This window comes from Enterobacter hormaechei subsp. hoffmannii, from assembly GCF_001729745.1.
Classification (GTDB): domain Bacteria; phylum Pseudomonadota; class Gammaproteobacteria; order Enterobacterales; family Enterobacteriaceae; genus Enterobacter; species Enterobacter intestinihominis.
Genome location: NZ_CP017186.1, coordinates 801,004 through 812,950, shown reverse-complemented (window position 1 = coordinate 812,950; position 11,947 = coordinate 801,004). Strand labels below are relative to the sequence as shown.

At 57.0% G+C, this 11,947-nt stretch carries 10 protein-coding genes; 8 read left to right on the top strand and 2 right to left on the bottom strand.

All coding sequences use genetic code 11. The annotated features are described in order from the left end of the window. Positions 1-193: 193 nt before the first annotated feature. Both mrcB and hrpB read right to left on the bottom strand, forming a co-directional pair. Positions 194-2,716 (bottom strand): bifunctional glycosyl transferase/transpeptidase, encoded by a 2,523-nt coding sequence (gene mrcB / locus BFV65_RS03770; protein ID WP_063146440.1) that lies wholly within the window; start codon positions 2,714-2,716, stop codon positions 194-196. 197 nt (positions 2,717-2,913) lie between these two features. After that, positions 2,914-5,343, bottom strand: coding sequence for an ATP-dependent helicase HrpB (gene hrpB / locus BFV65_RS03765; protein WP_069596248.1), 2,430 nt, complete (start codon positions 5,341-5,343; stop codon positions 2,914-2,916). 73 nt (positions 5,344-5,416) lie between these two features. Here hrpB and thpR point away from each other — a divergent pair, with 73 nt between their 5' ends. The 8 genes from thpR to panC all read left to right on the top strand — a co-directional run bounded on the left by thpR (position 5,417) and on the right by panC (position 11,941). Then, complete coding sequence (gene thpR, locus BFV65_RS03760; RefSeq protein WP_003856249.1) at positions 5,417-5,971, top strand: RNA 2',3'-cyclic phosphodiesterase; 555 nt, start codon at positions 5,417-5,419, stop codon at positions 5,969-5,971. Beyond that, positions 5,961-6,665: a DNA/RNA nuclease SfsA gene (gene sfsA, locus BFV65_RS03755; RefSeq protein WP_023299353.1), complete on the top strand. Its 705-nt coding sequence runs from the start codon at positions 5,961-5,963 to the stop codon at positions 6,663-6,665. Before thpR ends, sfsA begins: the two co-directional genes overlap by 11 nt. Before the next feature lie 176 nt (positions 6,666-6,841). Further along, on the top strand, positions 6,842-7,297 hold the full coding sequence (gene dksA, locus BFV65_RS03750) for an RNA polymerase-binding protein DksA (protein ID WP_001155232.1): 456 nt from the start codon (positions 6,842-6,844) through the stop codon (positions 7,295-7,297). Positions 7,298-7,356: 59 nt separating this feature from the next. Then, entirely contained in the window at positions 7,357-8,247 is an 891-nt protein-coding gene (gene gluQRS, locus BFV65_RS03745; RefSeq protein WP_022647088.1) for a tRNA glutamyl-Q(34) synthetase GluQRS, read from the top strand. Positions 8,248-8,289: 42 nt separating this feature from the next. Further along, positions 8,290-9,687, top strand: coding sequence for a polynucleotide adenylyltransferase PcnB (gene pcnB, locus BFV65_RS03740; RefSeq protein ID WP_071892880.1), 1,398 nt, complete (start codon positions 8,290-8,292; stop codon positions 9,685-9,687). Then, positions 9,684-10,163 (top strand): 2-amino-4-hydroxy-6-hydroxymethyldihydropteridine diphosphokinase, encoded by a 480-nt coding sequence (folK, locus tag BFV65_RS03735; RefSeq protein ID WP_023305457.1) that lies wholly within the window; start codon positions 9,684-9,686, stop codon positions 10,161-10,163. Before pcnB ends, folK begins: the two co-directional genes overlap by 4 nt. 123 nt (positions 10,164-10,286) lie before the next feature. Beyond that, positions 10,287-11,078 carry a 3-methyl-2-oxobutanoate hydroxymethyltransferase gene (gene panB / locus BFV65_RS03730; RefSeq protein ID WP_022647086.1) on the top strand — a complete coding sequence of 264 codons (792 nt, stop codon included), beginning with the start codon at positions 10,287-10,289 and terminating at the stop codon, positions 11,076-11,078. Positions 11,079-11,089: 11 nt separating this feature from the next. Next, the gene (gene panC, locus BFV65_RS03725; RefSeq protein ID WP_069596247.1) at positions 11,090-11,941 is read left to right on the top strand and encodes a pantoate--beta-alanine ligase; all 852 of its coding nucleotides are present in this window, start codon (positions 11,090-11,092) and stop codon (positions 11,939-11,941) included. The last annotated feature ends 6 nt before the right edge of the window (positions 11,942-11,947 follow it).

Here is an 11,947-nt window from a genome sequence, read left to right as displayed (position 1 = left end):
AATTATTATTATGACCGCAGAATAATATGCGAAACGCTGACGGCATAGCAAGCGATATGCGGCCCTACAAGAATTGAGGGTTTAAGAAATAATCAACGGAAAACGGGTCGTTAATAAGGATTGAAAACAGGGTTAAGGAAATGAGTTGCTGAGGTGAAAATACCCCCTTCCAGGGAAGGGGGTGTCATAAAGGCTAGTTGCCGCCGAACATATCCTTGATCCAGCCGGCGACGCCGTCGCTGTCTTTCTTCTCGTTCTGCTGCTGCGGCTGCTGCTGCGGCTGCTGAGGCTGAGAAGACTGATCGAACGGGTTACCTGTCGGTTCTTCTGGCTGGCTTTGCTGGCACAGCGCATCCGGGTTGGTCGTCCAGACCGGCAGCGAACGCACGCCGCCGCCACAGATGAAGTTACCCGAGCTGTCCACGCCCATATCGACGATATCTTCCGGGGCAACGAGGTTCAGCGGCACCGGAGACTGATTTGCCAGATAACGCTGGTAAATCGACATCGCGCCGCTCGCACCATACAGTTTGGTCGGCTGGTTGTTATCGCGGCCCACCCAGGTGATCACTACTTCACGGCCATCAATACCGGCGAACCAGGTATCGACGTTGTTGTTGGTAGTCCCGGTTTTACCTGCCAGATGCAGACCAGGATACTTCGCCCCCAGCTGACGCCCGGTACCGCGCTGGACCACCTGCTGCATGGTCCACAGCGTCATATAGGCCGCCTGCGCCGGAACAGCGCGCTCAGCCTGCGGGAAGCTCTGATACAGCACGGAGCCATCTTCGGCAATCACCGAACGCAGGGCGGAGAGCGGAGCACGGTTACCGCCGCTGGCGATGGTCTGGAACGCCTGGGCCACTTCGATTGGCGTCAGGTTAAGCGCCCCCAGGATCATCGCTGGCACAGGGTGCAGCTGATCTTTCGGTACGCCCAGCTTCTGCCAGGTGTCGGTGATGGCGGGGAGGCCCAGCGCCATGCCGAGGTTAACCGTTGGCACGTTCATGGAACGGGTTAACGCATCCACCAGCATCACCTGACCGCTGAACTGCTTATCATCGTTCTGCGGAGACCACACCTGGCCGTTAGGCTGGCGCAGGGAGATTGGCGCATCGGCAATCCAGGTGTTCAGTCGATAGAGATTCGGCTGGCTCAGCGCGGTCAGGTAGGTTGCCGGTTTTGCCAGAGAACCAATCGAACGACGCGCCTGCATCGCGCGGTTATAGCCCGCATACTGCGGCTCGGCGCCGCCCACCATGGCGCGAACTTCGCCGGTGTTGCGATCAACTACCACCATCGCGGTTTCCAGATCGCTCAGCTTACGCTGCTTCTTCAGAACCGGAATACCTTCAACCGCCGCTTTTTCTGCCGCATCCTGCGCCACGGAGTCAAAGGTGGTGAAGATCTTCACCCCGGAGAGATCTTTCACTTTATCTCCGAGCTTAGACTGCAACTCCTGACGTACCATCTGCATAAAGGCAGGCTGCGGAGAGATCACCCCACCGCGCGGCTGAACGCCCAGCGGACGCGCGCTCAGCATGTCGTACAGCTCCTGGTCAATCACCTGCTGTTGTTGCAGCAGACGCAGCACCAGGTTACGACGCTCCAGCGCCAGTTTTGGGTTACGCCACGGGTTGTAGATCGACGCGCCTTTTACCATGCCCACCAGCAGCGCCTGCTGATCAAGGCTCAGCTCTTCTACCGGACGGCCAAAGTAGTACAGGCTCGCCAGCGGGAAGCCGCGGATCTCGTTATCGCCGCTCTGACCGAGGTACACCTCGTTCATGTACAGCTCAAGAATACGATCCTTGCTGTAGCGCGCATCCATCAGCACGGCCATGTACGCTTCGTTGGCTTTACGCCAGTAAGAGCGCTCGCTGGAGAGGAACAGGTTTTTCACCAACTGCTGGGTCAGGGTACTCGCCCCCTGCACCGTACGCCCCGCGGTCAGGTTCGCCAGTACCGCACGACCAATGGAGTAGAGGCTAATCCCGTCGTGCTCGTAGAAGTGGCGGTCTTCGGTTGCCAGCAGGGTATCCACCAGCAGATCCGGGAAGCCGTTACGCGCCACGAACAGGCGCTGTTCGCCGTTTGCGGACGACAGCATGGTGATGAGACGCGGATCGAGACGGAAGAAACCGAACTGGCGATCGTTATCCATGTTCTCAATGGTTTCCAGGCGATCGCCGTCAAAGGTCAGACGCGCGCGCACCTGCCCCTCTTTACTGTCCGGGAAGTCGAACGGACGGCGGATCATCTCAATGCTTTTCGCCTGGACGGTAAATTCACCCGGACGGGTCATTTTCGTGACCTGACGATACTGCGTGGCTTGCAGCAGCTTCACCATCTCATTCTTGCTGATGGACATGTCCGGCTCAAGGTTCACCATGCGGCCGTACACTGCCGCAGGCAATTGCCAGACTTTCCCGTCGATACGGCTGCGGATCTTCTGATCCAGATAAACGCCGTAAATCGCGATCAGGACAACAAAAACAATAAACAGCTTCAGCAGCAGCCAGAACCAGCCGCGCTTACCACGAGGCTTACGCCCTTTGCCTTTCCCTTTACGCGGCATCGGTTCTTCATCCTCATAATCGTCTTCATAGTCATCGTCATACTCCTCATCTCTGAGGCGACGACGGCTTACCTTTTCTTTCGCCGGACGCGTCGGCTTTCCCTTACGTCCTATTGGCTCGCGGTCATTCCCCGCCATGCTTTTTCTCCGCAACATTCAGGCGCAAAGGCCAGATTTTCTTATCTTGCACAGGTCAGTGAAAGAAGAAATCTCTCAAAATAAACAGCAAGACTTTCCTGACAGGAAAGTCTTTAGTGTTTTCTCCCTCTCCCTGTGGGAGAGGGCCGGGGTGAGGGCATCAGGCCGCACTTTACCTTTCAGGCCGCACTCCCCCATTACGAATATTTCTTCGTGCGCCGTGTCGGCGCGGTATTCGCCGGATCGTCCGGCCAGACGTGTTTGGGATATCGCCCCTTCATCTCTTTCTGCACTTCACGATAGCTCCCCGCCCAGAACGCACCCAGATCGCGGGTGATCTGCAAGGGACGATGCGCAGGCGAAAGCAGCTCAAGCACTAACGGCACGCGCCCTTCAGCGATGGACGGCGTGGTGGCCTCACCAAACATCTCCTGCATCCGAACCGCCAGCGCTGGCGGATTATCCTCATGATAACGAATGGCAATCCGACTCCCGGTTGGCACAGTGTAATGCCCAGGCAGTTCACTATCCAGACGTTGACGTAACGACCAGTCCAGTAAATTCTGTAACGCTGCCTTAACATCAAGCGCCTTAAGGGCGCGCAGGGAGTGTACGCCGCTCATCTGCGGCAACAACCACTGTTCAAGCGTCGCGAGCAGCGTCTCATCATCCACCGCTGGCCACCCCTGTTCCGGCAGCCACTTCGCGGCGCAGTGCAGACGTATACGATATTGTTCAGCCTCAGGCGTCCAGTTCAATACGCTCAGCCCTTTTTCCCGAATGCCGTTCAGCATCGCCTGGTGTAACTCTTCCTCCGACGGCTTCGCCAGCGGTTTTGTCCCGAGCGTCAGTTTGCCAATCTGGCTACGACGGAACGCCTTCAGCGTGCCCTGGGCATCATCCCATTCGACAATGTCAGATTGCTGAAGCAGCTGCGGGCAGGTACGCGTCAGGGCGTCAATATCTACGGCAACCGCCTGCAAGATGCGCGCATCCGGGGAGTGACTACCCTGGAGTAAGAGCGGCGCGATCAGCCATTCATGACGCGTCAGAGCATCATCGCTGTCCAGCATCGCGCCCATCCCATTTGCCAGTTGATAACGACCATCCAGCCCGCGACGGCGCGCGATCCTGTCCGGGAAGGCCTGGGCCAGAAGAGGGATAACTTTATCGCTGTCGGGCGATCCTCCCCGGCTCTTCAGGCGGTGACACAACTGCTGCGCGCGCTGTTGCCAGTTTCCCTGCTGGCGTGAAAAGGCCTGTCCCAGATCGCTGCTGCCACCGCGCGGCGGCTCCTCAAGAATAGCCGCCAGTTTTGCCGCCGTGGCAATTTCATCGTCGCCTTGTGCTGCCACCAGCATCGCTGCCAGACGCGGATCGTTGCCCAGCGCCGCCATTTTCTGGCCGCGCGCCGTCAGTCGCTCGCCTTCCAGCGCGCCAAGCTGGGTCAGCAGGCTGCGCGCGGCGGAAAGGTTCACAACAGGCGGAGGATTAAGCCAGGTGAGCTGGTCAGGGTCCGGGCAGCCCCACTGCATCAGATCCATTACCAGCCCGGAGAGATCGCTTTGTAAAATCTCAGGCGTACTCTGCAATGCCGCACGCTCCGCCTGCTCGGCGCTGGTTAAATGCAGGCAAATACCCGGCTCAAGACGCCCTGCTCGGCCTGCGCGCTGCACCATTGAGGCCTGGCTGATGCGCTGCGTCAGTAGCCTGGTCAGCCCGGTACGCGGATCAAAACTGGCCACCCTCTCCTGCGTACTGTCCACCACCAGGCGAATGCCTTCGATGGTCAAACTGGTTTCGGCGATATTGGTCGCCAGTACCACTTTGCGCTGCCCCGCCGGTGCGGGAAGGATCGCCTTGCGCTGGTCAGCCAAATGCAGCGCGCCGTAGAGCGGGCACAGCATAACGTCACTGCTCACCCGGGATGCCAGCTGCTCCTGTACGCGCTGGATTTCGCCTACGCCGGGTAAAAACAGCAGCAGCGAGCCGGGTTCCTGACGGAGCAATTCGGCGGTGGCGATGGCAACGGCTTCGTCAAAACGCTGATGGGCAGGCAGCGGCTGAAAGCGGCGCTCGACCGGGAACGCACGCCCTTCAGAGGAGATCATCGGCGCGTCAGGGAGCGTCTGCCGGAGCCGCTCGTTATCCAGCGTCGCCGACATAATCAGCAGCCGAAGGTCGTCGCGCAGCCCCTGCTGAACGTCGAGCAGCAGCGCAAGGGCCAGATCGGCCTGGAGGCTGCGCTCGTGAAATTCATCAAGGATCACCAGCCCGACGCCGCTCAGCTCCGGATCGTTTTGCAGCATACGGGTAAGAATGCCTTCAGTGACCACCTCCAGCCGCGTAGACGGGCCAATGCAGGTTTCGGCGCGCATCCGGTACCCTACCGTCTCGCCCGGTTTTTCATTCAGCAGTTCCGCCAGGCGCTGCGCCACATTGCGCGCCGCCAGCCTGCGCGGTTCCAGCAGGATAATTTTCCCGCTGATGCTCCCCTCGCGCAGAATTTGCAGGGGCAGCCACGTGGATTTACCCGCTCCGGTAGGCGCGCTGAGCAAAACCTGTGGCGCATGTTCTAAGGCTGCGAGAAGCTCAGGAAGGACGACGGCGACGGGCAAAGAGGACACTTACGGCTCCAGAGGGTTAACATTAATCGGCGTACATTGTAGCATCGGCGCATATCATTACCGAGTCTTGCGCATGTCTGAGTCAAAACGGCTATTCTTCGCCATTGAATTACCCACCACGCTTCAACGGCAAATTGTTCGCTGGCGCGCCAGCCACTTCCCCGCGGAAGCGGGCCGCCCTGTCGTCGCCGCCAATATGCACCTGACGTTAGCTTTTCTTGGCGAGGTGAGCGCAGAAAAGCAGCGCGCGTTAAGCGCAATGGCCGGACGCATTTCTCAGCCGGGTTTTACGCTGCATCTTGACGATGCCGGGCAATGGCTGCGCTCTCGGGTGGTCTGGCTGGGGACGCGGCAGCCCCCTCGCGGACTGCTCCAGCTCGCAAATATGCTGCGGGCACAGGCCGCGCGCAGCGGCTGTTATCAGAGCCCGCAGCCGTTTCATCCCCACATTACCCTGCTGCGCGATGCGGGTCAGGCTGTTGCCATCCCGCCACCGGGCTTTCACTGGTCCTTTCAGGTGAATGAATTTGCGCTGTACGAATCTGCCTTTGTACAAGGACGCACCCGCTACACTCCGCTCCAGCGCTGGACGCTGGGCGACACGTTAAGGAATCCTGATGAAGTTTAGCCCTGCACTCCAGCCCGCCACGCTGATCCAGCGTTACAAACGCTTTCTCGCTGACGTGATCACGCCTGAGGGCGAAACGCTCACGCTGCATTGTCCTAACACCGGCGCCATGACCGGTTGCGCCACGCCGGGTGACACGGTCTGGTATTCCACATCAGAAAATACTAAACGCAAATATCCTCATACCTGGGAAATGACCGAGACGCAAAGCGGGGCATTTATTTGCGTTAATACCCTGCGCGCAAATCAGCTGGTTAAGGAAGCCCTGACAAATGGAATCCTTCCTGAACTGGTGGGTTACGGCACGCAAAAAAGCGAAGTGAAATATGGCGATGAAAGCAGCAGAATTGATTTTATGTTACAGGCGGAAGACCGCCCTGAGTGCTATATTGAAGTGAAATCAGTGACGTTAGCGGAAGAGGAAAACGGCTTCTTTCCGGATGCGGTAACGCTACGTGGCCAGAAGCATCTGCGGGAGCTAATGAGTGTAGCGGCGGCGGGCAAGCGCGCCGTGTTGCTGTTTGCGGTTCTGCATTCAGCCATTGAACGGTTTTCCCCGGCCCGTCATATTGATCCTAAATACGCGCAATTGTTGAATGAGGCACAAAAGCAGGGGGTAGAGATTTTCGCTTATAAAGCGGAACTTTCTGCCGATAATATGACTCTGAGATCCTCTCTTCCCATTGTCCTATAAGGGATTAGACGATTGACTAATAAGTGTTCTGGCCGCGTGCGCAAATACGCTTTTCCTCACAGGGTTGTCAAGTGTTACGTTTAGATAATTGCCATACGGAAAAGCATCTGCTATTTATAGCGACCTGATTTTTCCCCCAACACGGGGATCGATAGTGCGTGTTAAGGAGAAGCAACATGCAAGAAGGGCAAAACCGTAAAACATCGTCCCTGAGTATTCTCGCCATCGCTGGGGTGGAGCCGTATCAAGAGAAGCCGGGCGAAGAGTATATGAACGAAGCCCAGCTGTCGCACTTCAAGCGTATTCTTGAAGCATGGCGTAATCAACTCAGGGATGAAGTCGATCGCACCGTTACACATATGCAGGATGAAGCTGCTAACTTCCCGGATCCGGTCGACCGTGCCGCTCAGGAAGAAGAGTTCAGCCTCGAACTGCGTAACCGTGACCGCGAGCGCAAACTGATCAAAAAGATCGAGAAAACGCTGAAAAAGGTCGAGGACGAAGATTTTGGCTACTGCGAATCCTGCGGTGTTGAAATCGGTATTCGTCGTCTGGAAGCGCGTCCAACAGCCGATCTGTGCATCGACTGTAAAACGCTGGCAGAAATCCGCGAAAAACAGATGGCTGGCTAACGCCTTCCCTCTCACTACTCTGCTAAGGCGGGAGTTTCTCCCGCCTTGTTACCGTTGATATGTCTGAATCTCACTATATCGGGCGCTTTGCGCCATCTCCCTCCGGTGAATTACACTTCGGCTCATTAATTGCCGCGCTCGGCAGCTACCTACAGGCTCGCGCCCGTCAGGGTAAATGGCTGGTTCGCATTGAAGATATCGATCCTCCGCGTGAAGTTCCCGGTGCGGCAGAAACTATTCTGCGTCAGCTGGAACATTACGGTCTTCACTGGGACGGCGACGTACTCTGGCAGTCTCAACGCCATGATGCCTACCGTGAACGTCTGGCGTGGCTTGCTGAACAGGGCCTTTCCTATAACTGCACCTGCACGCGTGCGCGAATTCAGAGCGTGGGTGGCGTTTACGACGGCCACTGCCGTACGCGGCACAACGGCCCTGAGAATGCCGCCGTACGGCTGATACAGCGCGCTCCGGTGACGCAGTTTACCGATGTCCTCTCAGGAACCATTCAGGCGGATGATCGTCTGGCGCGTGAAGATTTTATTATTCACCGTCGCGATGGCTTGTTTGCCTATAACCTGGCGGTGGTTGTCGATGACCATTTCCAGGGCGTCACGGAAATCGTGCGTGGGGCGGATTTGGTTGAGCCTACCGTGCGGCAAATATCGCTTTACCAGCAGTTTGGCTGGACGGTGCCGGATTACATCCATCTGCCGCTGGCGGTCAATGAACAGGGGAGTAAGCTGTCAAAACAGAATCATGCCCCGGCGCTGCCTGACGGCGATCCGCGCCCGGTATTGATCGACGCGCTGCGATTTCTCAACCAGAATGTAACGCAGGAATGGCAGGATCTGAGTCTGGATGAATTGTTGAAAACGGCCATTGCTGACTGGACGCTTATGGCCGTGCCAAAAATCCAGCATTCTCAAATGCGTTGCGCTGAGCTATGATTAGCCGCTTTTTTGATAACAAAACACACTACGAGGTGTACTATTTTTACCCGAGTCGCTAATTTTTGCCGTAAAGTGCTGAGCCGCGAAGAGAGCATGGCGAATGATGCTATTGCACAGCCACACATGTCGGTCATTCCGCGTGAGCAGCACAATATTTCCCGCAAAGATATCAGTGAAAATGCCCTCAAGGTGCTCTATCGTCTGAATAAAGCAGGCTACGAGGCCTATCTCGTCGGCGGCGGGGTGCGCGATTTACTGCTGGGCAAAAAACCAAAAGATTTCGACGTGACGACCAGCGCCACGCCTGAACAGGTGCGTAAATTATTCCGCAACTGCCGTCTGGTTGGCCGCCGTTTCCGTCTGGCGCACGTGATGTTTGGGCCGGAAATTATTGAAGTGGCGACCTTCCGCGGTCACCACGAAGCGGGCATCAACGATCGCACAACTTCCCAGCGCGGCCAAAACGGCATGCTGCTGCGCGACAACATCTTTGGCTCTATTGAAGAAGATGCTCAGCGTCGCGATTTCACCATCAACAGCCTTTACTACAGCGTGGCGGATTTTACCGTACGCGATTACGTCGGCGGTATGCAGGATCTGAAAGACGGCCTGATTCGCCTGATCGGCACGCCGGAAACGCGCTATCGCGAAGATCCGGTCCGGATGCTGCGCGCCGTGCGTTTTGCCGCCAAGCTAAACATGCGTATCAGCCCGGAAACCGCAGAGCCGATCCCGCGCCTGGCGACGCTGATTAACGACGTCCCCCCTGCCCGTCTGTTTGAGGAGTCGTTAAAGCTGCTCCAGGCAGGCTACGGGTTTGAAACCTACAATTTGCTGCGTGAATACAACCTGTTCCAGCCGCTGTTCCCGACCATTACCCGCTACTTCACCGAAAACGGTGACAGCGCAATGGAGCGGATGATTGCACAGGTGCTGAAGAACACGGATACCCGTATTCATAACGATATGCGCGTGAATCCGGCGTTCCTGTTCGCGGCCATGTTCTGGTATCCGCTGCTGGAAACGGCGCAGCGCATTACCCAGGAGAGCGGCCTCGCCTATTATGATGCGTTCGCGCTGGCGGCAAACGACGTGCTGGACGAAGGCTGTCGCACGCTGGCGATCCCTAAACGTATTACCACGCTGGTGCGTGATATCTGGCAGCTTCAGCTGCGTATGTCCCGCCGTCAGGGTAAACGTGCCTGGAAATTGATGGAGCATCCTAAGTTCCGCGCCGCGTTCGATTTGCTCTCTCTGCGTGCTGAAGTCGAAAGAAACCAGGAGCTACAGCGTCTGGCGCAGTGGTGGGGAGAATTTCAGGTCTCTGCACCACCGGAGCAAAAAGATATGCTCACGGATCTCGATGACGAGCCGGCACCGCGCCGTCGTCACCGTCGCCCGCGCAAGCGCGCGCCGCGTCGTGAAGGCACAGCATGACCCTTGCGTATATTGCCATCGGCAGCAATCTGGCCTCTCCGCTTGAGCAGGTTAACGCTGCCGTTCAGGCGCTGGGGGAGATCCCGCAAAGCCATATCGTGGCGGTCTCCTCCTTTTACCGTACGCCCCCGCTCGGCCCGCAGGATCAGCCTGATTATCTGAACGCCGCCGTGGTGCTGGAAACAGCCCTTGACGCAGAAACACTGCTGGATAATACCCAGCGTATTGAGCTACAGCAGGGTCGCGTACGTAAAGCCGAACGCTGGGGACCGCGCACGCTCGACCTCGATATTATGCTTTTCGGCCACAAGGTGATTAACACCGAGCGCCTCACCGTTCCGCACTATGACATGAAAAACCGTGCGTTTATGCTCTGGCCGCTGTTTGAAGTCGCCCCCGATCTCACCTTCCCTGACGGCACCTCGCTGAACGCCGTTCTGCAAAGTCTCAACGCGGAAAAACCGGTCCGCTGGTAATCCCGTGTCACCCCCGATTAGCCATGTGTTAAATATGGTTAATCGATTGCCTAAAATCATTGTTCCCTCGAATGTTACTGTTAGAATGCGCAAAGATCCGCTTTTGGGCCATCAGGAAACAGTATGAAACCAACTACCATCTCCTTATTGCAGAAATGCAAACAGGAAAAGAAACGCTTCGCCACTATCACCGCGTATGACTACAGCTTCGCAAAACTGTTTGCCGAAGAAGGGATCAACGTCATGCTGGTCGGAGACTCGTTAGGGATGACGGTACAAGGACATGATTCCACTCTGCCGGTCACGGTCGAGGATATTGCTTACCATACCCGCGCCGTGCGCCGGGGTGCGCCCGCCTGCCTGCTACTTTCCGATCTGCCGTTTATGGCGTATGCCACCCCGGAACAGGCCTTTGAAAATGCGGCAACTGTGATGCGCGCCGGCGCCAATATGGTCAAAATCGAAGGCGGCGACTGGCTGGTCGATACGGTGAAAATGCTCACCGAACGGGCCGTGCCAGTTTGCGGGCACTTAGGGCTGACGCCGCAATCCGTGAATATCTTTGGCGGTTATAAAGTTCAGGGGCGTGGCGATGCGGCGCAGACGCTGTTTGATGATGCCCTGGCGCTGGAAGCCGCTGGTGCACAGCTGCTGGTGCTGGAGTGTGTGCCGGTTGAGCTGGCTAAGCGTATCACTGAGGCGCTGTCGATTCCGGTGATCGGCATCGGCGCGGGCAACGTCACCGATGGCCAGATTCTGGTCATGCACGACGCCTTCGGGATCACCGGCGGTCACATTCCAAAATTTGCTAAAAATTTCCTGACAGAAGCAGGCGACATGCGTGCTGCTGTGCGGCAGTATATTGCCGAGGTTGAGTCCGGCGTGTATCCGGGCGAAGAACACAGTTTCCATTAAGGAGTCCAGGTGTGCTAATCATAGAAACTCTGCCGCTGCTGCGCCAGCATATCCGCCGTGCACGTCAGGAAGGTAAACGTATCGCCCTCGTCCCGACCATGGGCAATCTGCACGACGGCCATATGAAGCTGGTCGATGAAGCGAGAGCCCGTGCAGATATCGTGGTAGTCAGTATCTTCGTTAACCCGATGCAGTTCGATCGCGAAGACGACCTGGCGCGCTATCCACGTACCTTGCAGGAAGATTGCGAGAAGCTCAAAAAACGTCATGCGGATATCGTCTTCGCACCGGCCCCCGCAGATGTTTATCCTCAGGGTACCACTGAAGCGACCTACGTCGACGTACCGGGTATTTCGACCATGCTGGAGGGTGCCAGCCGTCCGGGCCATTTCCGCGGCGTTTCCACCATCGTCAGCAAGCTGTTTAACCTGGTGCAGCCGGACATCGCCTGCTTTGGCGAGAAAGATTTCCAGCAGCTGGCGCTGATCCGCAAAATGGTTGCCGATATGGGCTACGACATAGAGATTGTCGGCGTGCCGATTGTACGTGCGAAAGATGGCCTGGCGCTTAGCTCCCGTAACGGCTATCTGACTGCGGAACAGCGTAAAATTGCGCCAGGCTTAAGCAAAGTCATGAATACCATGGCAGAGCAACTGCTGGCAAAAGAATTAACCGCAGAAGAAATCATCGCTCTGGCTGAACAGGCGCTGAACGAGAAAGGTCTTCGTGCTGACGACGTTCAAATTCGGGATGCCGATACGCTTCTGGAACTCTCAAATACCAGCAAACGTGCGGTAATTCTGGTGGCGGCTTGGCTCGGCCAGGCCCGCCTTATCGACAACAAAGTGATTGAACTGGCGTAGTTTTAC